This is a genomic window from Nostoc sp. CCY 9925 (genome assembly GCF_963920935.1).
Classification (GTDB): domain Bacteria; phylum Cyanobacteriota; class Cyanobacteriia; order Cyanobacteriales; family Nostocaceae; genus Nostoc.
The window spans coordinates 56611-82795 of record NZ_CAWUDO010000032.1 but is presented as its reverse complement, the minus strand read 5'-3'; the positions used below and the strand labels follow the sequence as shown (position 1 = coordinate 82795).

The window sequence follows — 26185 nt, the reverse complement described above, 5'->3', positions numbered from 1 at the left end:
GTTGACCTTCTGAGGGTGAATGTTGACCTTCTGAGGGTGAATGTTGACCTTCTGAGGGTGAATGTTGACCTTCTGAGGGTGAAAGTTGACCTTCTGAGGGTGAATTTTGAGGTTCTAACTCTTCCACCCAGTTGGTGTAAACGCGCATCACTACAGGTAAATTATCTTGAATACCGATCGCTTGATTCTTTAAAGCTGGCACCAGTCCAGCATTCACTAGAGAACTTTTACCTACACCTGATTGCCCATGAATTACGATCAACTTTTTATCTGGGCGGCCAATGCGTTCAATTAAACGTTCTACATCCAATTGACGACCAGATGCAGCAATCTCTGGGGCAATACTATCTTTATTATCAACGCGCAGGGGTGTAAGTCCTGTGGCTTCTAATTGTTTTGTCGCCTGTAATCTCCCAGCACCAATAAACGCCCGCAGCCCAAATTGCTGTTCCACGGAACGCTGTTGCTGTTTCATTTCGTAGGCTTTCAGATATGCTTTTTGCTCAAAGTAAAGCTTTTGCAAATGAGCGAGAATATTGAGATAAAGCTTTAAATCTACCTGCGGGTTACCGATATCTTTTGCAGTTTCTAAGTTATGAATTGCCTGTTGATAAGCACCTAAATGATATTGAGAACGAGCCAAAAGAAACCGATAGAGGCTCAAATCATTTGATATGAGGAGGCTTGTGCTGTGTTCCTCTACAATCTTGATGGCTTGCTGTGCAAATTTATTGGCTTCTAACCAAGATTGTTCAGCTAAAGCTACCTCAGCTAAAAAACCGTAATCTTTTGCTAATTCTATTGGTTGATTATCAGCCTGATGTATGTCTAATGCTTGTTCAGCAAGATTTTTTAACTCTTGCCATTCTTGTAAATCACGCAGTATAACACCAAATTTAAATATTGATTTTGCAATTAATTGTTTATTTTTTTCAATCAAGTTGATATACTTACGAATATAAATTCGAGTATTCAGCCAATCTGAATAATTCAAATCTGGAGCTTTAAAAGCTTTGAGATAATAGCAAAAAGCAATATCACCAACGATTTTTGTTTGCTGTTCTAAATAATTAAGTTGCCTAAAAAGCTCTAGAGCAACTTGATAATGTTCTAACGCTAGATCAATTTTATTATTAACTTGTTTTACAAAGCCCAACAAAGATGAGAAATTAGCTTTCACTTCTGGATGAGAAATCTGTAATTCACCTGGTAAATCTCTCTGGGCTGCTGCTAATTCTGTTTCTAAAACTCCATAATCATCTAAACTAAGATTCAGGGTATTGTTAAAATATTGGTCTGCAAGTTGTTGGATTAAATTGATTAAATCATCCTGAGCGATCGCAAAATTCCTCGTAGTAGCCCAACTCTCTAAATCTGGAGCCAATTGCATCAGTTGTTTGTAGATTTCATCATCAATCCACAACACTACAGGAAAAGCAAAATTCTTGCGAAACTCCTCCCGCACCTGATTAGCAGAAGTTAACATCGCAGCTAAATTCGGCACTGTCTCTAAACCCACAACCATTACACAGCCTGGTAGGTTGTCGCCGAATTCGTCCCGAATGGCTGTGTAAAGAGTTTTGTGAGATTGTTGTATGACCAACACCCGAATTTCGACTTGACAGATTTCTCGCAATTTTTGGATCAGGCGATCGCGCAGTTTGGCATAATTACACCGTGCCAAAATCAGCTTAAACTGTCCCACGGAAGATTCAATCGCCCATGCTAATTGTGCAACAGAGCGTAGGCGTAGCTCGTCGTAGACATCGTTGTTTAGAAGGTTATCTTTTGGTGGTTGCGAGTCGGTCATAAGTTAAGAGGGCAGTTAGAAACCGCGTTCAAACAGGCAAAACTCAATACGGTTCGGTTAAGGCACCAGACGCGATAAATCGCGTCTTTGGGATTTGGATTGTTTTCATATTTCCTCCTGTTAATTATTTTTTGCTTCCCTGATTCCTCACTGCAACTCCCTTGCTTCTGCCAAAATCGGATTAACATCAAACCAAGATTCGCCGCTATCTCGATATTCAAAAACAAAGCGACTGCGGATTAACTTTTGATATCCTTGGTCATCGCTGACTTTTTTCTTTTGCTTGACGTGACGTAGCAATTGCCATTCGTCATCGGAAATGGGCATCATCATTTCGTTACGACGGGCGCGAACAACTTGGTCTAAAGTTTCACGCGAAAGGGGAAGCGCCATTTCTTCCATAATCCAAGTATTCAGGAGTCTGAGCAAGTCTCGCACATGACCACCACTCAATCTACATAAGCGGTCTAGGGTGGCGGGATTATCAAAAATTTCAGTAATCTTATGCAAGCGCTCATCTGCTTGCAAGTCAGGAAAGGCTCTTGCTAGCACCATCTGTTTTATTAGTGCCATTCCCTGTTCGTGAACGCTACCATCAGGCCATTGTACTGGCACCATCGGTAATACTTTGGGGTCTTCCGGGAATCGCTGGGTAAGCATTCCGTAATCGTTAGAAAATTTCAGGGATAAAGGCATGGTATAAATTAAATGACAATTCAGCTTTGTCAAAAATTCACCCTGGTCTACAAATAAATATTCTTGTTGTGGACGACCCCAAGCTTTGACGCGATTATCTATCCGGTCGAGATTATCGACAATTACCACCAGACCTTGTTTACCCTGCTGTTTTAATTTAGCGATCGCAGGTTCCAATAATTCCCGATTAATTGCTTCTAACAAATTAGTCTTTTGCGGTGCTAGATACTGATTAAGTTTCGCCCGTAGCGTTGGGTCGCTTTTCATCTTCGTAGTGATTTCGCCAATACCAAAAGCCAAAGACAACTTATCTTTGTCACTACTGACACCAACATCAACACCGCCCAGCTTGACTTTTGCCCCAGTGACTTCAGAATTTAAGACGTTCCAAGCACCTTGGAGCAAACCATTAAATCTCGTGGGTTCCTCCAGTGTAATTTTATCCAGACTTTGACTAACGCGACGAGCGATCGCTAATAACACATCAGCAATATCCACATCAGTCATTTCCAAGTCTTCACTAGACTCAAAATACACCACATGAAAGTCTGATTTTTCCAGTTCTGCCTGTAGCCTTAATAGTTCCGTCGATTTTCCACAGCCAATATGCCCAGTAAACAGAGTGCAGGTAGCTTCATTTGGCTTGAAAAAAGTAATTTTTTGCTTCAGCTTACCAATAATATCTCCGCCTCGTACCGAAGAAAAATCAATGTAGTATTTTACATCTGACTGATTGTTGACAAACAAGGTTCGACTGGGGTCACTTGCCTGAAAAAATGCTCGTAAATCTATGGTCATAAAGCTAGTAATAAGATTATCTTTTATAACTTTAGATATCCTTGAACACAAGAATAAAGTTAGTTACAGCATTTCAGGTGAATATTTCGCAGAAGTTTTGGTTTGTAGGACTTACGCAAAAACTCTCTGAAACTCTTATTTCTTTGTGTTCTTTGTGTCCTTTGTGGTTCGTTTTTTCATAATTTTGCGTAAGTCCTGGTTTGGTTGAAGCGATGGTGAAATCCAATACAGCAATTTTCGAGTAATTAAACCATAGGGTAGGGGCACACAGCTAGTTGTGCGCCCCTACTGTCAGATGATGTTACTTATCCACTGGAAAATTCACAATTATAGGTGGAATACCGTTTTCTGGGGTTGGTTGGGTTGGGGTTATTGGTTGTGGATGCAAAGGCGTTGGTGTCAGTTCACCATTTTTAGCAGTTTGATTCCATAAAATCATTGACAGTAGACCATCTACTAAGCCGTTATTACTGCCATTACTGCCAACTAGAACATCTGGAATCAAGCGGACATGGCGATCGCCTATAATTTGCATCAGTTGCATTGCTGTATAACCCTGTGAACCCAAGGCTTCCACACCAGCGCGGTAGGTTTCAGCTTTGGCGTTACCTGTGGCGCGAATACCTTCAGCCTCCGCAATTGACCGGAGTTTTGTCCCCTCAGCTTCACCTGTAGCCTGCTTGATTTGGGCTTGGGCTTTCAGGTCAGCTATATGTACACTCTGTTCAGATTTCACCATTTCTTGCTGGATATCAGCCAGGGCTGTTTCCCGAACAAGTTGCTGGCGTTGGGTTTGTGCTAGCTGCTGGACTTCATAAGTTTTGCGTTCTTCTTCGGCAATTTTCCGGTCTGTTTGTGTCTGCATTAATGAGGCTGGTGGCTGAATATCACCAATCAGGGTATCGATCGCTTGCACGTCATAGGCCCGCAGTGCTGTTTTAATATACTCAGCAGCCTCAGCTTGTCGCTCACTCCGAGCTGTCAAAAAGTCTAATACTGTATAATCTTGGGCTGAGTTGCGGAAATAATTACCGATGGTTGGTTCTAATACATGGTCTACGAGGTTTTGCATAGCTCCAACGCGGGAAATTACCTTGGGCGCATCCAAAGCACCGACATGGATAATTTGTGCTACTTCCAAATCAAAGGCAAATCCATCACGCGATCGTACAGTTAAGGATGCTAGTTGAGCATCATAACTGTGACGTTCAGTGCGATCTGACCAGTTTAATACAATGTTGGTCGTTGGCACTAGTTCCATTTTCATGATTCGAGAATTAATCGGGTGCTTCCCAGGATACAGCGGTTCAACCCATACACCCTTGTGTCCAGGATTCACCAAGTTACCATGTGTGAAGGCTGCGCCGCTGACATCTTGATGTGCTTTACCCACAAAAGAAATCACCACACCCACATAGCCAATGGGAATTTCCGTCATCGGCACTTGTTCAACTTGGACAAACCAGGGATTTAAATTCCAAGAACCAGAAAGTAGAATTTGCTCTTGTAAACCTCGCCGTCCACCGCCATCAATAAATTTCTGACCGTTTTGGAAGTTGTCATGTCCGTCAATTATCGGCCCTGCAAGTTCACCAGCAGAAATTGGTACACCATCTAAAGTGGTGACGATGCCAACTTTATCAGATGCCAAGCTGTACACCCGTAACTGTTCTGGAGCCATGCCATGAGCCGTAGCATTTGACGCCATTATGACCTTAAATAAGGCAGTATTAATACGGTAAGTACCCGCTGTGAGAAAGCCCATTTGGCGACCTTTTTCGCCACCGTGGGTGAGGAATTTCCGAGCATCTTGGTAATTGTCACAATCGACAATTTTGCCCAAAATGCGCTCTGGTGGGTTGGATTCGCCATCTGCGGCGACAATTAAAGCGATTTCACCTTGGGAAACAACAACTACCGATTCTTTACGAACCGAGTATTGCCAAGGCCAATAGCCCCAGTGCCAGCCAGGAGCCAGAGTATCTGCCTGTAAACCAGCTTCACCATTGAGGGCAATTAACCTTCCGGCGGGCAGTCCGCGCCCAGAAAGGGTAAACTTTCTGACAACAATACCAACTTCCCGTTCGCCAATTACCACCAGTCCGCCAAAGAACAGCGGCACAAAAATAACCAAACCACCGACAAGTACGATGGGAATCAGTACAAAAGGATCGATTCCAGCAGTTTGATACTGAGTCTGATTAGTTTGTAACTGGGCAATATTTGGTTTAGTTGGACTCAGCTGGGCTGATGTCAAAGTTAATTCTTTTGCAGTAGTGATTTTTATCGGAGTAGCACTGGCATAATTGATACTGCCTGCGTTCATCAAAGACGTTGGCGCAGCCATCGCCAACATTGCTACAACAGATGCTGCAAAACGGGCTACTTTATTTTGTTTACCCTTACCAAGACAAGATGGAAAACTTCTCATAATTTTTGCCCATTTGGGCAACTAATTAGCTAAGTTAACACTCCAGCAAGACAGACCTCCATTTCTTAAACTTGGCTTCACGAGTGGAGACGCGACGCCAGTCGCTACAACGGAGAGGCAGCCGTATGGGCGGGTTTCCGCCCCTTTGTCCCCTGCCCCTTTCCCCCTATCTCCCCATTCCCTGTTAAAAATAACTAGGATCAAATAGCGAGGTTAACCGAGAATCTAAATTATGACTTCCACATTGCCCGAACCTCATCACAGCAACTCACCCAGTTGGGAGGAAGAACTAGATAGTGCCATTTTCAGTTTTGAAGATATTCAAACGGAACTGAATTATAAACAAGCACAAACGGCACTACGAAATTTGGTGAGTAATCTTGACCTCAGACCCCAAGAAAAAGCGGGACTGGAGGCGGAGATTACTGATTTGGAAACCATGCTGGGCAAGTTAGACCACATGGTGGTGCAGATTGCGGCTTTTGGTATGGTGGGACGTGGTAAGTCTTCGCTACTCAATGCTTTGGTTGGACAAACAGTATTTGAAACCGGGCCACTGCATGGTGTTACTCGTGCTGCACAAACAGTGAATTGGAGTATTACTGAAGAGGCGGTTGGGGAAACTGAACGTGCTTTGCGAGTCACTCTCCCTGGTATCGGTCAATCACAGGTGGAATTAATTGATACTCCTGGATTAGATGAGGTAGATGGTGCAACCCGCGCTGCATTGGCTGAACAGATTGCTAAACAAGCAGATTTGATTTTGTTTGTCATCTCTGGAGACATGACAAAAATAGAACACGTTGCCCTTTCTCAATTGCGGGAAGCCGGTAAACCAATAATTCTGGTGTTTAACAAAGTAGACCAGTATCCAGAAGCCGATCGCATGGCAATTTATCACAAAATCCGCGATGAAAGGGTGCGGGAATTAGTCACGCCTTTAGAAATTGTCATGTCAGCAGCATCACCATTGGTGAAGACGGCGGTTTTTCGCCCTGATGGTACTAGGGGCATACAGTTGCGTCCAGGTAATGCTCAAGTTGAAGAACTGAAGCTGAAAATTTTGGAGATTTTGCACCGGGAAGGCAAAGCTTTGGTTGCTCTCAATACTATGCTTTATGCTGACACCGTAAATGAGCAATTGATAGAGCGAAAATTGATGATTCGTGAGGTGAATGCTAATCAGCTGATTTGGAAAGCTGTGATGACTAAGGCATTGGCGATCGCTCTTAATCCCGTAACTGTGGTAGATATTCTTAGTAGTGTAATAATTGATATCGCTTTAATTTTAGGTTTATCCAAACTCTATGGCTTCTCCATGACCGAAGCCGGAGCCGTACAATTACTACAAAAAATCGCCCTAAGTATGGGCGGTATCGGAGCTAGTGAACTGTTGGCAAATTTGGGTTTGAGTGGATTAAAAACTATACTTGGCATCTCTGCAACCGCTACCGCTGGTATTGCTTTTGCTCCTTACATATCCGTAGCACTCACTCAAGGCGGAGTTGCTGGTGTTTCTTCTTACGGTATTGGACAAGTTACCAAGGTTTATTTAGCCAACGGCGCGACTTGGGGACCTGATGGGCCAAAAGCAGTAATTAATCGGATTTTGACAAACCTGGATGAAACTTCAATTCTCAACCGCATTAAAGATGAATTGCTGATGAAGGTAAAATTCAAAAAGTAATACTATTTCTTTCATCTTAAAGTCCCCCTTAAAAAGTTTTGTTCTTAAAGTCCCCCTTTTTAAGGGAAATTTCGGCGCGATCTAAAACGTTTTGCTACCACCAAAAAAAACTTTTAAAACATCCTTTTAGACATTGACAGTAAATACCAAATATGTATGATTTGAAAAACTACATTTGTCGTAGGGGCACAACACTGCTGTGCCCGTAGACTGAGGGTCTATGTACCATTAAAAAATAATTAATCAAAGCCTAAAACAAACTATTTTAGTAAATGCACACCATGATTAATTTTTACAGTGCATAAGTACTATTTTCAAGCAAAGTAAATAAACATAAATAATTAAAGGTTTATAGTAAAGGCTTCAGCTTTATCTTAATGGCTAAAGCCCTTACTAAGAGCTAATTTAGTTAATTTTACATTGCGTAACATAATTGAATTTATTCTTGCCCACTTACTTCCTGATACTTTACTTTCAGCAGTTTTAGCAGACCATAGACTGTTTTGTAACACAACAAAACCAGATAGTATTATAATATTTCAATAATTACTTAAGTATAATTACCGCTCGTTTATTACTCTCAAGAGAGAATATATCGATGCTAAATAACGAAAGTCTGATGTGATTAAAGAATTAGCGATACCGAAGGGCAAGCCCTTCAGGTGACGCTCGTACCTTGCTAATGCTGCACTATCGCAGTCGTCTGGGTTGGGAAACCCTCACGCAGCCCTGTCTCATGGCTGTAGGTTTAGGCATACCAATACAAATATCAAGTTGTTTGTTTTTAGGGTTGAAATATGTACGTTTTATATGAGGTAAGCCTTATATGTCTATAGGACTAGATAACAACTATGCCTTGCTTGTTGGGATCGGTAAGTGTGTTGATGCTCGTTGGTCGTTACCTGCCACAGTTAATGACGTTGAAGCACTAAAATCTCTTTTAACTGACTCTACTAGATGCGGTTACATTGATGATGAGCAGCACCTCCTTTTACTTAAAAATGAGACGGCTACAAAAGAAGGAATTTTAGCTGGGTTAAAGTGGCTTGAGGAAAAAGCTAAAAGTGATTCCGAGGCTACCGTAGTAATTTATTATTCCGGTCACGGTTATCTTGATAAATATACTCAAAAATATTATTTAGTTCCCCACGATAATAACAATCTTCTACCAGCAGAAGAGTTTAATCAAGCACTGCGAAAAATTCAGGCTAAGAGATTGCTGGTAGTTATTGATAGTTGCCATGCAGAGGGAATGACAGCAAAAGATGAGATTCTCCCTATGGCTTTTCCTGCCAAAGAATTAGTTGCAGACTTAAAAAAAGAATTAAATGCAGACTTAAAACTAAACAAATTAAAACAAGGTCAAGGACGAGCAGTATTTAGCTCATCCACAGGAGAACAAAAGTCTTGGGTTCAAGGAGATAGAAGTATTTTCACTTTCCATTTCTTGGAAGCCTTACAAGGAGCAGGAAATAATCGGGGTGAAAATGAAGTATTTGTTTCTAATTTGATAACCTATCTTAGAACAAAAGTTAAACTAAGCACTCAAAAATTTGATAAAAAACAAACACCATTTTTTGAATTGTATGGAGAAGATTTCCCTGTTGCACTATTACCCGAAAATTGGAGTCCACCTCAATCCACTATTAATGAAGATTTATATATAGAGCAACCTGTTGTCAAATCTTGTTATGACGATATCTTACAGCCTGGATGTCTGCTCCGAATCAAAGCACCTTGGAAAATGGGTAAAACGACTCTGATGTCAAGGATTTTGAAGCACGCTGCCAATTCTCATAAATACCGAACAGCAGTTGTAAACGTAAGGGATGCGACAAAAGCAGATTTTAGCAATCTAGATGAATTTTTGAAGTGGTTCTGTGCAAATGTCGCTATTAGCCTGAAGATAGAAAATTCGTCAATGAATCCAAATGAATACTGGAATCGCAGTATTGGTAATGGCAAGAACAAATGTAAGACTTACTTTGAGAAATATCTGTTACCTGGAAACAGTCCCCTAGCTTTAGCTATAGATGAGATAGACCGAATTATTCCTTATCAGGAAATTGCTGGCGAATTTTTAGCGATGCTACGAGCTAGACATGAAAATGCCAAAACTGACACTGACAATGAGTGGGCAAAACTCCGACTAGTGGTAGTGTATGCCGAAGAATATCGTGAAATCGATCCTAATCAATCGCCTTTTAATGCAGGAATAACAGTCGAATTAACAGAATTGAATGATGAGCAAATCCAATATTTAGCACAGCAGTATGAAATGAACTGGAATATTCATCAAGTCAATCAACTAATGGATATGCTAGGAGGCCATCCCTACCTAATACATGAAGTTATTAAGAAATTGAAGCAGCAAAATATAAGCATTAATGAGCTATTAGAAAATGCTGCGACTAATAAGGGAATTTATAGAGAACACTTGCTACGATTACAGCGCAAATTGGAACAATCTCAACTTCTATATGCAGCATTTAAGGAAATTCTTACAGCAGAAGTTCCAGTAGAACTGAATTTAGAATTGGCACGTCAGTTAGACAACTTAGGGTTGGTAAAGCTCGATGATAGCAATCGTTGTGCAATAGTGCGCTATAAACTGTATCGTCAGTATTTCATTTCACTTTAAAGGGTATTACATGAATAGAGTATTCGACCCAAGTGATAAATATTATCAAACTGGTGGTTCTTTAAACCATAATGCTAGGAGTTATGTAATTCGGCAGGCTGATGATGAACTTATTAAAAACTTAGAAGCAAGGGAGTACTGCTATATCTTTAATGCTCGGCAGATGGGTAAGTCCAGTTTACGAGTACGAGCTATGAACAAACTCAAAGATAAAGGTTTTTCTTGTGCTGTAATTGACATGACGGAAATTTGCACTGATAAAGTATCTAAAGAAGATTTTTATTCCACAATTATTAGCCAACTAGTAGCATATTTTAAGATAGACATTCAAGAGAAAGACTGGTGGGACAAAAAAAGAACTAATTTCATGTTTGGGCTAATTGAGTTTATCCAAGAAGTTTTGCTAGAAAAGGTTAATCAAAACATTATTATATTTGTTGAGGAAATTGATAGGATTATCGAAGTAGAATTCAAAGATGAGTTTTTTAATTTTCTCCGTAGTTGTTATAACAAACGTGACAATAATGATAAATACAAGCGACTTACTTTTGCTCTGCTGGGAGTCGCAACACCTTTCGATTTAATTGCAAACAATAAAATCACACCATTTAATTTTGGTCAAGAGATTGAATTGACTGGCTTTAAAATTGAGGAAACAGAGCCTTTGCAAAATGGATTCAAAGAATTAAAAGAAAAAATTAGCGATCCCAAAGCAGTACTGGAAGAAGTATTATTTTGGACAGGCGGACAACCTTATCTTACCCAAAAAGTTTGCCAAATAATACTTTCTAAATATTCCGGTATTCAAAATAATCAGGAAAATACAACTATAAAACAAGGCAAAGAAAAAGAAATTATAGAACAATTAGTGCAACATAATATAATCAATAATTGGATGAAAAATGATTCACAAAAGAATTTACTTACTATAAATGATCGTTTAAAAAATAGCCCTTATTGTAAACAATTACTGACTATATATAAGCAGATTTTAGAAGGAAAAGAGATTAAGTTAGACAAAAATAATAGAATACACATGGAAATTTTATTGTCAGGTTTAGTAGTCGAAAGCGATAGAAAATTAAAAATTTATAATCGCATTTACGAATCTATTTTCAATCAATCTTGGATTGATGAGACAGAGCGAGAAAATATATCTTCATCTTCTGAGCAAAATAACTCTGAGCTTGAGACAGAAGTAGAAAAACTTTATGAAGGATTAAAAGCAGGAGATTTTTGTTATGTATTAAGTTCGCAACTTCCTGACAAGGACGAATTTTTTAAAGAAATAAATAATTATTTAGAAGCAAAAAACACACAGTTTGTAATTATCAACTCTGATAAAATATATGAAGAAAGTAATCGCCGACAATTTGACTGGAAGGCGCGTGGTCAATGGTACTTAAGTGTAGCCAAAATAATTAATAAAAAATTTGGTTTAAATTCTCAAACAGAAAATTTTAATATTAACGATTGGTGGAGGAATAATAAGGATTCAGCAACAGATCCAAATCAGGGACAAGAATTGTTAATTAATTATATCGAAACGCAACTTTTAAAAATCGAAAAAGAACATAATATAATCATTATTTTTGATTCTATAAGTTTTTCCGAAAATGGGAAAGATGATTATCGTCTTTTTGATATTATTAATGGATTTGATTTTCAAGATGAAATATTTAATTTACTCTGCTCATGTTATGAGAGACGTAGAGAAAATAGTGATTTTGAAAAACTTACATTTCTTCTATTAGATGTAATTGTAGACTCTGAATGTATTCCACCAGATGTCAAGAATATTACAATTGGTTGGAGAATTAATTTGGGTAATGCTTCTGAACAACAAGCAAAACCTATTATAACTCACGGTTTAAACAAAAAATTTAACAATGTAAAATACGAAATTATGCTTGACAGAATTTCGTACTGGACAAGCGGTCACCCTTTCCTTACCCAACAGCTTTTAAAAATCGTTCTAAATGATGTTACTTCTGGTCAACAAGAAAATTATATTGATTATATTGATAAGTTAGTGAAGAGACAAATAACTACACCTTTTAAGAATGCTTGATAGTTTATAAATTATGAGAAAATTTTACATTTAGAAAATCCATAACTTTTACGTAATGTAAAAACAATATGACAGAGTATTTTAATGAATATTTGAATAAAATTAGTCAGTACTTATTAGCTCAAAATGTACAAGATGAACAAGATAATTCGCGGCGAGTTTTTGAACGTCTAATTATTTATCGCAAAATCATAAACAATACTCCTCTTGATGAAACTCTCCCAATACAAGAGGATTTATTAAGATTTGGTTTGATATCCAAACGGGGAGGATGCTTACAAATTACCAGCCGCATTCATCAAGAGTGTTTCGACACAAACTGGGTTGACAAGCAGTTAAAGGAAAACTCTATTTTCAAACAGGTATTATACTGGGCAGAGGAAGATAAGCTCCTAGAAGATAAGCTTTGCGATCTAATTCTCGTCGAGGAATCAAACATAGAGACCAGTGTAGAAGATTGGGTTAAGGGTTGCTTAGAAAGATCCCAATTGATACAAGAATGGAAAAATGGCAATGAGGTATATCATCAAAACTGGAAACAGGTTCACAATAATATTCTTTATATTGACGAAGAAAATCGTCGTTTAATCCTAGAAATCTACCAAAACATTTTGCAAAATAATGTAGTCATAGCAATTAAAGATGAAGCTTTGCTGCGGTTAGGTTTAATAGCCGAGAATGGTTCAAATTTCAAAATTGCTAAGAACATATATCAATTAATTTTTAACGAGACTTGGGTTCAAACCCAGTTAGATAAGCTACCAACCAGATCGAGTGAAGAAGTATTAGAAGCAGGAAGATCAAAGCTGTCATGGTGGTCAAAATTAAAAAGTAAAATTAGCAGATTTTTATCGCAAATAAAGTTTTATTTGGGTTTGTCACTATTAGTATGCTTGTTAATAATATTCTTCCCAAAACAACCTCCAGAATATGTACAACAATCACTAGACGCTAAGGGAGTTAAAGCTAGAAATCAATTTGATGATGGTGGACAATTGTCTTCTCTAGTGTTAGCTACAGAATATGGGCAAGAACTGAAAAATCTGATAAATAATGATTTGGCAGAAACAAGATATAAAAAGATTAATCTGTTATTTCCTTTACAATATATTCTTGAAAATATCTATCAAAAAAACGAATTTATTGTTAAAAATATCGATCCGAAAAATGAGGTTGATGAGAATAAAACATCGTTTATGACTTTGGGTTTTATGCAAGATACTCCGGATGCACTAATTCTTGTTGCTTCAACAGGTGAGTATGGTTCAATCCGACTTTGGAATTTGTCAGACCCTTCAAAAAAACTACCGATAGAACCTACAGTTGTCGAACAAGGTATTATTACAAGTATTAGTTTTAACCATGAAAATAAGTTCTTTGCTACATCAGGAATGAAGAATAAAAAAATTAAATTTTGGGATACATCAGGTAAACTGATTGGCGAAAAAAATGAGATATATCAAAAAGGAGAAATTACTAGCATAAAATTTAGTCCCAACGGTCAGATACTTGCTACAGTTTTATCATTAGGAAAAAACGAAGGTTTGGTTAAACTCTGGCAAGTTGAGTTCAATAATAAAGTTGATCAAGGAAAAATCAAATTAAAAGAAATACGTAATTTAAAAGGTGATAGAAAAATTGAGACTCTAAGTTTTAGCCTAGACGGAACTTTAATCGCTACAGCAGAACAGGGAGGAACAGTGCGATTATGGGATATATCTAGCAAAGAACGAGAAACCATTATAAAAGAACGAAAAATCATTATAAAAGATCGGCAGGGAGGAATAAAAGGTGTAAATTTCAGTCCTGGTTGTGTAAATTTGAGTTCTGGCTGTGTAAATTTGATTGCTACGGCAGGAAAAGACGGCACTGTGATGTTTTGGAATTTTGATGGAAAGCCTCAATTATCAACTTTGAAATTTAAGGAGAAAGAGGAACGTAATATAAACTTCATCTCCGAACCTAACGTGAACTTCAGCCCGGATGGAGAATTTGTTGCAATCACAGGAAATACTGAAATAATCCAATTTTGGAAACTAGAAGACTTACAAAACAATAAAACTGATGATTACTCATTAAAAGCTCACAACCATCGAGTATCTAGCCTAATTTTTAGTCCTGAAGTCGATGATAAGTACTACCTTGCGACAGGTGGAGGTGGCAAAGAGAAAACAGTTCGTCTGTGGGATCTATCCAAGCTTAAAAAAGAGCCGTATTTTAAAGAAGAGGGATTGAAGATTATAGGTATAGGCCAAGCCTATGATAAGAGGCAACGTCTATTGATTTTCAAAAAGGACGGTTCTGTTAAACTGTTAAAGCTTGATGATTCAAAAGTGCTTATACATTTACAAGATAAATTAGGTAAAGATATTAAGGCTAAGAGTGTAGATATTAGTCCTGACAAGAAAAAAATTATTACTGTTGATGACAACAACATAGTACAACTATGGGATTTTTCTGGGAATTTGCATAAAACTATCTCACTGCAAACTAATAGGAAAGTTAAGAATATAATTCTTGGCTCCGATGCTTACTCCCAGGATCAAGTAGAAGATTACTTTGTGATTATTGAGGATGATAGTAATGCTAGTATATGGACTTTCTTAGACAAAAAAAGCACACTGTATAATGAAAACAATCGATTTAATAATGCAATTTTTAACCCACAAGATAAAATAATTGCCACTATAGATGACACAGCAAAAGTAAAGTTTTGGAATTTGAGAGGAGAAACTTGGAATAGTAATCTGGATAAAATTCCCAGTAACAATGGCATTAAAAGTATGAAATTTAGTCCAGATGGTAAGTTCCTCGCTGTTGTTGGAGAAAAGCAAACTATCAACCTTTGGGAAATTGCTGTTAAACAAGAGAAAGAGAAAGAGAAAGATAATAGTATGAGCATTTCTGTAAACAACAAATGGGATGAAGAGAATATAGTTAAAGTTACTACGGTCGAATTTAGTTATAATGGGGAATTAATAGCAACATCTGGTGATGATAACTTAGTAAAAGTTTGGGACTTAGAAGGTCGTCAAGTAGCTGAGTTTTCTGGAGATTGGCAAAAAACTGTGAGTCTAAGTTTTAACGTTAATACTACAACAAAAAATATAAAAATTTATGCTGCTGGCGATAATGGTAAAGTCGATGAATGGGAGATTAAAGAATTAGACGCTCTGCTGCAAGAAAGTTGCGATTGGCTGAAAGATGATTATTTTAAAGTTTATCCTGAAAATAATTATTTTAATTCGTTTACTGACAATAAAGAAAAATTGTGTCCATGATATCTCTTTTTTTAACTCACTCAACTTATTACTAGGATTTACGCACTCGTGATGAAAAATCAGGCTTTGCGATTACTTCGCTTCTCTTCGAGACGCTTCGCGAACGCTCGTAATGACGTAAAATCGTAATCCTTGCGTAAGTCCTGATTACTTCAGAATTTCGCCTTACAGTTTTTATTGATTCTTTTAAAGACGTTCACACCTAGATTTGAACAGCTTTTTATTGCTGACATTTATTCAAAACTCGGAACTTGAGCTTCTGAACTGGAAATGTCAAGTTCTACACTCAAACTCCGAGTTTCTAAGTCGTAACTTTCAACCTTTTAGGCAAAAATGGTGATAGATTTTCTCTACTCTTGATGCTTGCAGCTACATTTTCTCAGATTTACAGAAAAAATTGTACCTGCATCAACTTTTAGTTTCTACCTTTGAAAGAATTGAGCCATTCTTGAACTTGTTCGCGGGCAATCTCACGACCTCCCAAGCCGAAAGCTAGGGCAATAGCAACAGCGATCGCACCTAATAATAGTCCAAAGGCTAAATTTACAATATCACTAGCAACTCCAATTTGTTGCAGTGCCATTGCTGAGACTAAGGTAATGATGGAAATCCGCGCTACCTGTCCTAAAATCTGTGCTTGACGGTCGCCAGAACTGGTAATAATGTTAAAAGCCAGGTTTGCCAGGAATAAACCAATGGCAAATATTACCAAACCCGCTAAAATCCGCCCGAATATAATCAAAATACCAGACACTAAGGCTGTCAGGGCTGGAATATTCAGAATATTTACCGCCGCCACCGTTGCAAATAGCATAATACCCACTAAGGTAACAATGCCTGCAACTTCTGATGGGGTACGGGTAGGAATTGGAGGAGGTGTTGGTTCTGTTGATTCTGTGGAAATGACGATTCGCCTAGTAGGTGTTGTCAGACCTAATACAGCGAAAATGTTATTAAAGCCTAAATTAGTCAGGATACTTGTAACCAAATCTGCTACAAACTGTCCCAGGAAATAGGCAATAATCAAAATTGCTATAGCTGTAAAGATGGCAGGTAGGGCGTTGAGAACCTGTTGTAACATTGCGATCGCTGGCACTGATATCGCTGCAATTTGTAAAGCATCAAGCGCTGCGATCGCCACAGGAATCAAAATCAAAATATAGACAATCGTACCGATAATACTCGATAAAGATTGCACTCCCGCAGTCGAAGATAATCCAAATCGACTACCTAAATGGTCAATACCAGTACTTGCTAGCAAGTTCGTCACAATCCGCTGCACCACATTAGCTATAAACCAGCCAACTGCGGCAATTAGCGCCGCTGCTAAAATGTTTGGCAGAATTACCAGAATCTTTGTAATTAGAGCTTGTACTGGTTCTAAGGCTTCCCTGAGTCCGAGAGTATCCAGAATTGGAACGAGAAACAGTAAAAATATAAACCAATACAGAGCATTGCCAATGGTTTCACTGAGAGACAATTGATTGAGGCTGGGCACGCTGTCTGCGGGTTGTGGATTCAGACGCTCATCCAGATTAAATGTCCGTAATAAGCGCACAGTAACAACCTTGACAATACTGGCTAATACCCAGGCGGTTGCCAAAAGGATTCCTGCACCAACCAACTTTGGCAAAAAGCCAATAAGTTGCTCAAGAAAAGTATTGAGGGGTCGAGATGCGATCTCTAGATTCAGGGTTTGTAAAACAGCTACCGCCGTCAGCAAGATAATGCTCCAAAAAACCAAGTCGGAGATTAACTTCTCCACCTGAGGAACATCCTGACGACCAGTTATCCCTGCTGCAATCCGATTATCTATGTTTGTGCGGTTGAGAATTTTTTGCGTCACCGTGGCGGCGATCGCTGCAATTAGCCAACCTACAAACAAAATTACCACTGCCCCCAGCACACGGGGCATAAACAGAATCAACTGTTCAACAATTCCTTGCACATTAGCGACACCTTCGTTTACTGCTGCTTGACCTGTTTGCAGACTGGGTGATTGTGCTAAAAATTGCTGTACCCTCATCGATAAACCAATATCTATCAACTGGGTTATCCCTTGCCAAGTTGTGTTCATGGTTTTCCGGTATTAAGGTTTTACGTATTCGCTAAAAACACTTAGATACTTATTGGTTGGCTGGATTTCAACTAGGGACTGGGGATTGGGTACTAGAGACTAAGTACTGGGAAGATAAGTACGTGGATTTATACCTGAAAAAAATTTTACAGCAGCTTTCATACATTTCAACAACATCTGTGGTAAAAGCATGAATGCTGTGCCGTCAATGCATAGTATATTTACCTGAAAATTGCTGTAAAAGAGTTTCTTGTCCAGTACTCAGTAACCGTACCCAATTCCAGAGCGCCCATTCTTCCCCAATTTGTTGTACTAAAATTGAAGAATCCTGGACGCGACCCGTTGAATAATTCTGCATCCCAGTAAGTTTACTAGTGTTTTGCCTATCAATTTACCAGCAAATTACCCGTAAACTCATTGTCTATTTGATATAGTCAAGATTTTGTCGTTTGATCAAAAAAAAAATCAAAACGGCAGTGGCGAATCAGGGAGATGGGGAGCAGAGGGGCAAGGAGGCAAAGGAGAAAATAATTCTTAACTCCAAACTCCCGACTCCTCAGTCATCAGTCAACACCCCCAATGCCCCATTTTGCGTTACTTTAATTGCAGCAACAGCTTAAAAGATCTGGAATGTCCCAAGTACTGGAACAATCGATTCAAATTAACGCTACAGCTACGGTAGTCGAGCGCTGTATTAGCGATTTAGCCCTCATGCACCGTTGGCTGAACCCTGTCCTTCGTTGCGAACCTGTGGGCAAAGTTTGGAGTACTGATGTAGGCAGTCAAAGTCGTTTTATTATTCAAATTCCTCTACTCCAACCTACTTTGAATAGCGTAGTTGTGGAACGGCAACCAGGTTTGGTAGTCTGGGAATTTCAGGGATTTTTTCAAGGACGCGATCGCTGGGAATGTCAACCAACACAAAAAGGAACACTCTTACTGAACCGCTTTGAATTCGATATTCCTAACCCCTTAGTCGGTTGGGGTTTCAAAACCTTTGCTGCATCTTGGACAAAACAAGATATGGAAGCCCAGTTGCGCCGTCTCAAACGAGTCGCAGAAGAACAAAATAATTCGTAATTCGTAATTCGTAATTGGGCATTGCTTATTTCTCCCCCTGTTTCCCCTGCTCCTCCCACTCCCCACTCCCCACTCCCTACCCATCTTTTCCCAACTCGGTAAGTAGCCGCCGAATCACCGATGCATCCTTGGCATCAGGAACTTTTACTAAATAATTTTGTAAGTCGTTTATGGCTTGGGGATAGTAGGCGAGTTGATAATAAATCAAACCGCGATCGCGCAACTCTAAAGTCAGATCGGGAAACAGCAGTAAAATTCTTTCAACTGCTCCTAGTGTTTTTTCTAACTCTTGTTGTTTTAGGTAAATAAATTTGAGATTTGTCAGCATCCGTGCCAAAAATTGCCGATGAGTTACCACAGCTAAAAATTCTGGTTGTAGCGTCACTGGTTGCTGATAAAGTTGAGATAATCTTTCTTGACAATCTTCAGGAAATATTATTTCACCACCATTGAAGGCATCGACGAAAATTTCCATATCTGCAAGATCCGGGCGAATTAAGAAATGTCCTGGCATTCCTACACCCACCATCGGAAAATCAATCCGTCGCGCAACCTCTAAGTAAACTAACGCTAAAGTAATGGGAATCCCCAATCGTCTGTCAATTACATCATTCAAATAACTGTTGCGCGGGTCGTAGTAGTCAATTTTATTACCAGAAAATCCTAAATCCTCGTAGAGATATTGATTAATAGTTTGAATTACTCGCAGAGGATATCGCTGTTGGGGCAGGCGTTCTTGCAGCTCCCATGCCATTGTATCAAGGGCATTGAGATATTCCTCTGGGTCTAGGTTGGGATATTCTTCTTGTGCAATATATAAAGCTGCCTTTGCTAAATTAATTTCGTCGTCAGACTGCTGAATCTCCTGATAAAAATATTGTCGCGCTAACGAGAAATTCATAAGTTATTGCTCGGTGGATGTGTGAGGATGAAGCGAAAGTGGCTTGGCTCAACTAAAAACAGTTTCTTGCAAAGTTATATCTGCCAAAAGGCGATTGCTGTGACTTTCCGCTTTTTGTACCTATTTTTATATTATGAATATTCACAAGATTTGGAAATGTCGTTTGTACATAGACTTCATGAAATCGATCTATCCAAAGTATGAAAATAAATTCATATAGCTACTTTGCTATTGACTAAAATACATATTTATGAAATTTTTTCTACTTTATTTGTTTATTTCTGTGTATAGCGTATATTATAAAACTATAAATTTATAATTACTGATTACGTAATTCCGAAACGGGATTGAGAGCATTTGTATTAACTATTTGAATGAAATGGCATGGTACTGCTCTTTGAAGCGATCGCTTGGAAGGGCAGATTTTTTATGTATGTTCGTTTAATTCTAAATTAGCTTTACCGACTGCTGTGTTGGCGATACCGAAGACGGGCTATGCCTACGTAAAACCCCTACATAATATTTATACTTTGTATATAATTTGACTGTAAATTTATACAATTTTTGAGCATGACTATTCATTTAAGAGCTTAATAATATTAGTATTTTAAGATTTTTTGTATATATACAAAATCCTACTATTTAGCTGCATTGAATTTACACTTAGGTGATTATTCTCTTGTATTGCCCGTTATCTGAGTGCGATCGCTACAAAAAGCTTCTATTTTCTAAATCATAGTAGCTTTTTCTAGTGAAACAATAGTATTTTTACAGAAAAATTATGTGTATTTATGCAGATTTCAACCTGAAAAATTAGTAAAAAGCTTCAAAACAAGCCTATTGGCAGTTCACTTTTAATACAGGCGGAATTAGTTTAACCTCAGGTAAACAGTACGTAGCATTTCTGAGTGCGTCAAATTTTTTTGATGGAACTACAGGTCTAGCAGGGTTAGGTGCTACTGGTTTTCAAAGCGTGTATTCTGGAGGAGACTTTGTTTTCTACAACAACGGATCTGATTTTAGCCTCTTGACCCAAAATACTTGGGATGATATCGGTGGCAGTTTTTTTGGTGACAGTGCTTTCAAAGCTTCTTTTAGCCCAGCAACTGCATCTGTTCCCGAAGCCACAACTATGTTGGGTATCTTGGCCATCGGTGCTTTTGGTATAAGTTCATTCAACAAGCGTAAATAACAGAAAATTACAATAAAAGCATAAATTTATTACCAACTTAATTTGAAAACTGCCGTGTTAGCGATCGCCTGACATGGCAGTTTTAATTCTGATAGTTAAAAAAGTTGCAATTTTAAGTATTTTATGTTTCCTCCAAGCCACTTTTACAAGCGGAGGGAATTTTTGATCCCCAACCTCAGTCTTAAGAATCAATTTAAGGCGAAGGTGGGGGCGTTCAGTGCTAACCTGAAAGATGACATTGCTTAATCTTATGTCTTCAACGACCTTATCTGAAATATAGCTTCAATCATTAGGCGCAGCATGGTCACAACCGCAGAAAAAACAAACATAGGCTACATTACCCAAATCATTGGTCCAGTTGTAGACGTTAAATTTCCCGGCGGGAAATTGCCCCAAATCTACAACGCTTTGACCATCAAAGGCACCAACGAAGCTGGACAGAATATTAACCTCACTGTTGAAGTACAGCAACTGCTGGGCGACAACCAGGTGCGGACTGTTGCGATGAGTTCCACTGATGGCTTGGTGCGTGGTCTGGAGGTCGTCGATACAGGCGCTCCCATCAGCGTGCCAGTTGGTAAAGCCACCTTGGGTCGGATTTTCAACGTCCTTGGCGAACCCGTGGACAATAGAGGACCTGTAAATGCTGAGGCAACTTTACCCATCCACCGTTCTGCTCCTAAATTCACTGACCTAGAAACCAAACCTTCAGTATTTGAGACTGGGATTAAAGTTGTTGACCTCCTGACTCCCTATCGACGCGGCGGTAAGATTGGTCTGTTCGGCGGCGCTGGTGTTGGTAAAACCGTGATCATGATGGAGTTGATTAACAACATCGCAACTCAGCACGGTGGAGTATCAGTTTTTGCTGGTGTGGGCGAACGCACTCGTGAAGGCAATGACCTCTACAACGAAATGATTGAATCTGGGGTTATCAACAAAGACAACCTCAACGAATCGAAGATTGCTCTAGTTTACGGTCAGATGAACGAGCCACCCGGAGCAAGAATGCGGGTTGGTCTGTCGGGATTGACAGTGGCAGAGTACTTCCGCGATGTCAACAAACAAGACGTGCTGCTGTTTATTGACAACATCTTCCGGTTTGTGCAAGCAGGTTCGGAAGTATCAGCGCTCTTGGGTCGGATGCCTTCAGCGGTAGGATATCAGCCCACATTGGGTACTGACGTAGGTGAACTGCAAGAGCGGATTACCTCGACTACAGAGGGTTCTATTACCTCAATTCAGGCAGTGTACGTACCTGCGGATGACCTCACCGACCCCGCACCTGCAACCACCTTCGCTCACTTGGACGGAACAACAGTACTGTCTCGCGGTTTGGCAGCTAAGGGTATTTATCCAGCAGTAGACCCCCTGGGTTCAACTTCCACCATGCTACAGCCCAACATTGTAGGTGACGAACACTACAATACTGCCCGCGCTGTGCAATCAACTCTGCAACGTTATAAAGAACTGCAAGACATTATCGCCATTCTCGGTCTAGATGAATTGTCTGAAGAAGACCGTTTGGTAGTGGCGCGGGCGCGGAAAGTTGAGCGCTTCTTGTCTCAGCCGTTCTTTGTGGCAGAAGTATTCACCGGTTCTCCTGGTAAATACGTGAAGTTGGAAGACACCATCAAAGGATTCCAAAAGATTCTGTCTGGTGAGTTGGATGAGCTGCCAGAACAGGCTTTCTACTTGGTGGGCGATATTAACGAAGCGATCGCCAAAGCTGAAAAACTTAAAGGTTAGTCATTAGTCATTGGTCATTAGTCATTAGTCATTGGTCATTGGTCATTAGTCATTAGTCATTAGTTCAACTGCTAATGACTAATGGCAATGCAGAAGACAAAGGACAAATGATAACTGACAAAGGACAAAAGACAACGGACAAAGGACAAAAGACAAATGACATTAACCGTTCGTGTAATTTCCCCAGATAAAACTGTCTGGGATGCTCCAGCTGAAGAAGTAGTTTTGCCTAGCACTACCGGTCAGTTAGGTATTTTAACTGGACACGCACCACTGTTGACTGCCCTGGATACGGGCGTGATGCGAGTTCGTGCCGCTAAAAATCAAAATTGGCAAGCGATCGCACTTTTGGGCGGCTTTGCCGAAGTGGAAGAGAATGAAGTCACTATTCTCGTTAACGGCGCTGAACGTGGTGACAAAATTAACCTTGAAGAAGCCCGTGCTGCTTATAACCAAGCAGAAGCACGTCTGGGTCAAGTGACAGCAGACGATCGCCAAGCACAAATCCAGGCGAATCAAGCCTTTAAGCGTGCCCGTGCTCGTTTTCAAGCCGCTGGGGGTTTAGTCTAACAATTTTGGATTTTAGATTTGTTTCAAAATCTCAAATTGGCATCCTCAAAAGTCTAACGTAAAACAAAGACGCAAAGGCATTTTTATTGCTTCTGCGTCTTTATATGCATGAAACTTTTCACTACTGATATAAAGCAACAGACGCGATAAATCGCGTCTCTACCGTCAATTACACCATTTCCGAGGAAGCCTGCACTACTGGTTGCGGTTGCGGCTGGAACATGAACAAGGAGTACACTACATCTCGGCGAATATTCACCATCATATCCAAGAAAAGTTCATAACCCTCGCTCTTATACTCAATGAGCGGGTCTTTTTGACCGTAACCACGTAATCCCACTGATTCACGCAAAGCATCCATTTGTTGTAAGTGTTCTCGCCACAGGGTATCAATGCGTTGCAAGATAAAGAAACGTTCAGCTTGACGCATCAGTCCTGGTTGAACTTGGTCAATTTGCGCTTCTTTGAGGTCGTAAGCAATTCGCACCTGTTCGTGGAGGAAGAATTTAATCTCAGTTACAGACATATCTTCCAATTGACTAGGCTGCAAATCCGATAACAAATAGACGAATTCTTTGACTTTCTCAACTAACTTTTCTAACTCCCACTCTTCGGAAGGCAAGTCCACGTTGATGTAGTAGTCAACGATGTCATCCATCGTTTTTTCAGCGTACTTGATTACCTGTTCTTTCAAGTCTTGACCTTCTAACACCCGACGGCGTTCGGCGTAAATAGCACGACGTTGATTATTCATCACTTCGTCATACTCAAACACCTGCTTACGGATGTCATAGTAGTAGGTTTCGACTTTTTTCTGTGCGCCTTCCAAGCTGCGAGTTAGCATTCCCGATTCAATGGGCATGTCTTCTTCTACTTGGAAGGCATTCATTAATCCAGCAACGCGATCGCCACCAAAAATCCGCAGTAAGTTATCTTCTAAACTGAGGAAGAATCTTGTGGTTCCAGGGTCACCTTGTCTGCCGGCGCGTCCCCGCAATTGGTTATCAATTCGCCGCGATTCGTGGCGTTCTGTACCAATAACGTGCAAACCACCGAGTTCTACTACTTCATTATGTTCTCGTTCGGTGAATTGTTCGTACTCCTGTTTAACGCGCTTATAAGCTTCTCGCAATTTCTGAATCACGGGGTCGTCGATGGGAGCTTTTTCGGCAGCTACAGCTACCTTGTCTTCAGCTTCCAGTTCCGGTAAACTGCGATCGCCATACTCACGCACTGCAACTTCTACTGCGTCTTTGAGTACCTGTTCGGTTTCTTTTGTTAACTGGGTGGGGAAAATTTCCGGTGAAGCCCGCCAAGTTTTAACTTTTTTCCCAGGGACGAAACCTTGACCACCACCGTGTCCTGTAGGCAATCCGGCAGGTCTTTGAACGCCAAACGCATCTTCATCTTCTGGCATAACGATGCGCGGCATCAAATATTCCCGCAACTTCAAACGCGCCATGTATTCAGAGTTACCACCCAGGATGATGTCTGTACCTCTTCCTGCCATGTTTGTCGCAATGGTCACAGCACCTCTGCGTCCTGCCTGGGCGACGATTTCTGCCTCCCGTTCCACGTTTTCTGGTCGGGCATTAAGTAATTCATGGGGAATTTCTAGCTGTTTTAGTAGTCGGCTGAGATACTCAGACTTTTCCACACTAGTGGTTCCTACTAATACGGGTCTACCAAGTTCGTGCATTTCGGCACATTCTCTGGCGATCGCTCCCCACTTGCCTGATTCTGTCTTAAAGACCATATCAGACAAGTCTTCGCGTCTTCTGTCACGGTTGGTGGGAATTACCGTGACTTCAAGTTTGTAAATTTTTTCAAACTCTGGTTCTTCAGTTTTTGCCGTTCCCGTCATTCCACCCAATTTGGGATACAGCAAGAACAGGTTTTGATAAGTAATTGTCGCTAGAGTTTGAGTTTCTGGCTGAATTTCTACGTGTTCCTTGGCTTCAATGGCCTGGTGTAGTCCATCACTCCAACGCCGTCCGGGTAGTACCCGACCGGTAAATTCATCCACAATCACGACTTCTCCGTTGCGGACAATATAGTTTGTATCTTTGAGGAAAAGTTCTTTGGCTTTAATGGCATTGAAGACAAAGTGCGCCCAAGGATCTTCTGGGTCAAATAAATCTGTGACTCCCAAAAGATTTTCTGCCTCTGCAAAGCCTTCGTCTGTCAGTAGCACGTTACGAGCTTTTTCATCCACCTCATAATGCTCGTCTTTTTTGAGTGTGACGGCTATTTCAGAAGCTTGGAGATATTTTTCTGTAGGTCTTTCCACCTGTCCTGAAATAATCAGCGGTGTCCGTGCCTCATCAATTAAAATCGAGTCTACCTCGTCAATGACACAGTAGTTAAATGGGCGTTGCACCACATCTTTCATATCTGTGGCCATGTTGTCCCGCAGGTAGTCAAAGCCTACCTCACTGTTCGTCACATAAGTGATATCACAGTTATAGTTTTTCTGACGTTCAGTGGGGGTCATGTTTGCCTGGATTAGTCCCACACTCAACCCCAAGAACCGATGCACCTGTCCCATCCATTCGGCGTCCCGACGGGCCAGGTAATCGTTTACAGTGATAACATGTACACCTTTACCAGTAAGGGCATTCAAATAACTCGGCAAGGTGGCTACTAGCGTTTTACCCTCACCCGTTTTCATTTCAGCAATTTGCCCTACGTGCAAAATGATACCGCCAAGTAGTTGGACATCAAAGTGCCGTAAGCCTAAGACTCGCCGTCCTGCTTCCCGGACAACGGCGTAAGCTTCTGGCAAAATATCATCCAGAGTTTCACCTTTAGCGAGTCTTTGTTTAAATTCTGCGGTTTTACCTTTTAACTCATCATCGGAAAGAGTGTTAATTTCTTCCTCTAAAAGGTTAATTTCAGTAACGGAAGGTTGGTATTTTTTCAGCTTACGAGCGTTGGGATCGCCCAACAAAAGTTTTAGCATGGCAGGTTATCGAACTGAATCAAGGGGGATGGCGATTAAAGATTTGGCATTGATTATAAACATTTAACCCACTCAACAGTCTTAGTTGTGGATGGGTACTAAATGAGAATTTACTCAAAAACAGGAGAAAAACTAGTCAATCAGTTTCTTAAATGATTGGTTTTAACTCTTATCTTATATTTACTCTTTCTTCATAGTATCATTTTGCCTCCAGATGGGGCGTTGAGGATTGGGGATTG

The 26185-nt window shown here is 40.1% G+C and carries 14 protein-coding genes and 1 pseudogene; 8 read left to right on the top strand and 7 right to left on the bottom strand.

The features are described from left to right. The 3 genes and pseudogenes from ACM0OY_RS17960 to ACM0OY_RS17950 form a co-directional block, all read right to left on the bottom strand. Window positions 1–1810 (bottom strand): annotated as a pseudogene (locus ACM0OY_RS17960) (ribosome assembly protein 4); the annotation flags it as partial. Window positions 1811–1957: 147 nt separating this feature from the next. Further along, on the bottom strand, window positions 1958–3304 hold the full coding sequence (locus ACM0OY_RS17955; RefSeq protein ID WP_414570204.1) for an ATP-binding protein: 1347 nt from the start codon (window positions 3302–3304) through the stop codon (window positions 1958–1960). 301 nt (window positions 3305–3605) lie between these two features. Beyond that, a complete protein-coding gene (locus ACM0OY_RS17950; protein ID WP_414570203.1) occupies window positions 3606–5735 on the bottom strand; it encodes an SPFH domain-containing protein in 2130 nt (709 codons plus the stop codon). Between the two features lie 232 nt (window positions 5736–5967). On the opposite strand from ACM0OY_RS17950, the gene ACM0OY_RS17945 reads away from it, so the two are divergent. From ACM0OY_RS17945 to ACM0OY_RS17930, 4 genes are all read left to right on the top strand, one after another. Beyond that, window positions 5968–7422 carry a GTP-binding protein gene (locus ACM0OY_RS17945; RefSeq protein ID WP_414570202.1) on the top strand — a complete coding sequence of 485 codons (1455 nt, stop codon included), beginning with the start codon at window positions 5968–5970 and terminating at the stop codon, window positions 7420–7422. Window positions 7423–8248: 826 nt separating this feature from the next. Beyond that, window positions 8249–10063 carry an AAA-like domain-containing protein gene (locus ACM0OY_RS17940; RefSeq protein WP_414570201.1) on the top strand — a complete coding sequence of 605 codons (1815 nt, stop codon included), beginning with the start codon at window positions 8249–8251 and terminating at the stop codon, window positions 10061–10063. A gap of 10 nt (window positions 10064–10073) precedes the next feature. After that, a complete protein-coding gene (locus ACM0OY_RS17935) occupies window positions 10074–12134 on the top strand; it encodes an AAA-like domain-containing protein (RefSeq protein WP_414570200.1) in 2061 nt (686 codons plus the stop codon). Window positions 12135–12202: 68 nt separating this feature from the next. Beyond that, entirely contained in the window at window positions 12203–15415 is a 3213-nt protein-coding gene (locus ACM0OY_RS17930) for a WD40 repeat domain-containing protein (RefSeq protein WP_414570199.1), read from the top strand. A 415-nt stretch (window positions 15416–15830) separates the two neighbouring features. On the opposite strand, the gene ACM0OY_RS17925 is transcribed toward ACM0OY_RS17930, so the two are convergent. Together ACM0OY_RS17925 and ACM0OY_RS17920 are read right to left on the bottom strand one after the other, a co-directional pair. Then, window positions 15831–17492, bottom strand: a complete 1662-nt coding sequence (locus tag ACM0OY_RS17925; RefSeq protein WP_414570198.1) for a mechanosensitive ion channel — start codon at window positions 17490–17492, stop codon at window positions 15831–15833. A 205-nt stretch (window positions 17493–17697) separates the two neighbouring features. Next, a complete protein-coding gene (locus ACM0OY_RS17920; RefSeq protein WP_414570197.1) occupies window positions 17698–17850 on the bottom strand; it encodes a hypothetical protein in 153 nt (50 codons plus the stop codon). Window positions 17851–18122: 272 nt separating this feature from the next. Between ACM0OY_RS17920 and ACM0OY_RS17915 the strand changes: the two genes are divergently transcribed. Then, window positions 18123–18572, top strand: coding sequence for an SRPBCC family protein (locus ACM0OY_RS17915; RefSeq protein ID WP_414570196.1), 450 nt, complete (start codon window positions 18123–18125; stop codon window positions 18570–18572). Between the two features lie 76 nt (window positions 18573–18648). On the opposite strand, the gene ACM0OY_RS17910 is transcribed toward ACM0OY_RS17915, so the two are convergent. Continuing rightward, entirely contained in the window at window positions 18649–19473 is an 825-nt protein-coding gene (locus ACM0OY_RS17910) for a SirB1 family protein (protein ID WP_414570195.1), read from the bottom strand. 973 nt (window positions 19474–20446) lie between these two features. Here ACM0OY_RS17910 and ACM0OY_RS17905 point away from each other — a divergent pair. The 3 genes from ACM0OY_RS17905 (at window position 20447) to atpC (ending at window position 22984) form a co-directional block, all read left to right on the top strand. Then, the gene (locus tag ACM0OY_RS17905; protein WP_414570194.1) at window positions 20447–20665 is read left to right on the top strand and encodes a hypothetical protein; all 219 of its coding nucleotides are present in this window, start codon (window positions 20447–20449) and stop codon (window positions 20663–20665) included. 300 nt (window positions 20666–20965) lie between these two features. Next, window positions 20966–22414, top strand: coding sequence for a F0F1 ATP synthase subunit beta (atpD, locus tag ACM0OY_RS17900; protein ID WP_414570193.1), 1449 nt, complete (start codon window positions 20966–20968; stop codon window positions 22412–22414). Between the two features lie 156 nt (window positions 22415–22570). Continuing rightward, window positions 22571–22984: an ATP synthase F1 subunit epsilon gene (gene atpC, locus ACM0OY_RS17895; RefSeq protein WP_414570192.1), complete on the top strand. Its 414-nt coding sequence runs from the start codon at window positions 22571–22573 to the stop codon at window positions 22982–22984. Window positions 22985–23153: 169 nt separating this feature from the next. Here atpC and secA read toward each other — a convergent pair whose 3' ends face one another. Then, window positions 23154–25946 (bottom strand): preprotein translocase subunit SecA, encoded by a 2793-nt coding sequence (secA, locus tag ACM0OY_RS17890; RefSeq protein ID WP_414570191.1) that lies wholly within the window; start codon window positions 25944–25946, stop codon window positions 23154–23156. Between the last annotated feature and the right edge of the window lie 239 nt (window positions 25947–26185).

Coding starts and splice junctions, on each gene's coding strand:
- ACM0OY_RS17955 (WP_414570204.1), bottom strand. CDS start 3,304: ATGACCATAGATTTACGAGCATTTTTTCAGGCAAGTGACCCCAGTCGA.
- ACM0OY_RS17950 (WP_414570203.1), bottom strand. CDS start 5,735: ATGAGAAGTTTTCCATCTTGTCTTGGTAAGGGTAAACAAAATAAAGTA.
- ACM0OY_RS17945 (WP_414570202.1), top strand. CDS start 5,968: ATGACTTCCACATTGCCCGAACCTCATCACAGCAACTCACCCAGTTGG.
- ACM0OY_RS17940 (WP_414570201.1), top strand. CDS start 8,249: ATGTCTATAGGACTAGATAACAACTATGCCTTGCTTGTTGGGATCGGT.
- ACM0OY_RS17935 (WP_414570200.1), top strand. CDS start 10,074: ATGAATAGAGTATTCGACCCAAGTGATAAATATTATCAAACTGGTGGT.
- ACM0OY_RS17930 (WP_414570199.1), top strand. CDS start 12,203: ATGACAGAGTATTTTAATGAATATTTGAATAAAATTAGTCAGTACTTA.
- ACM0OY_RS17925 (WP_414570198.1), bottom strand. CDS start 17,492: ATGAACACAACTTGGCAAGGGATAACCCAGTTGATAGATATTGGTTTA.
- ACM0OY_RS17920 (WP_414570197.1), bottom strand. CDS start 17,850: ATGCAGAATTATTCAACGGGTCGCGTCCAGGATTCTTCAATTTTAGTA.
- ACM0OY_RS17915 (WP_414570196.1), top strand. CDS start 18,123: ATGTCCCAAGTACTGGAACAATCGATTCAAATTAACGCTACAGCTACG.
- ACM0OY_RS17910 (WP_414570195.1), bottom strand. CDS start 19,473: ATGAATTTCTCGTTAGCGCGACAATATTTTTATCAGGAGATTCAGCAG.
- atpD (WP_414570193.1), top strand. CDS start 20,966: ATGGTCACAACCGCAGAAAAAACAAACATAGGCTACATTACCCAAATC.
- atpC (WP_414570192.1), top strand. CDS start 22,571: ATGACATTAACCGTTCGTGTAATTTCCCCAGATAAAACTGTCTGGGAT.
- secA (WP_414570191.1), bottom strand. CDS start 25,946: ATGCTAAAACTTTTGTTGGGCGATCCCAACGCTCGTAAGCTGAAAAAA.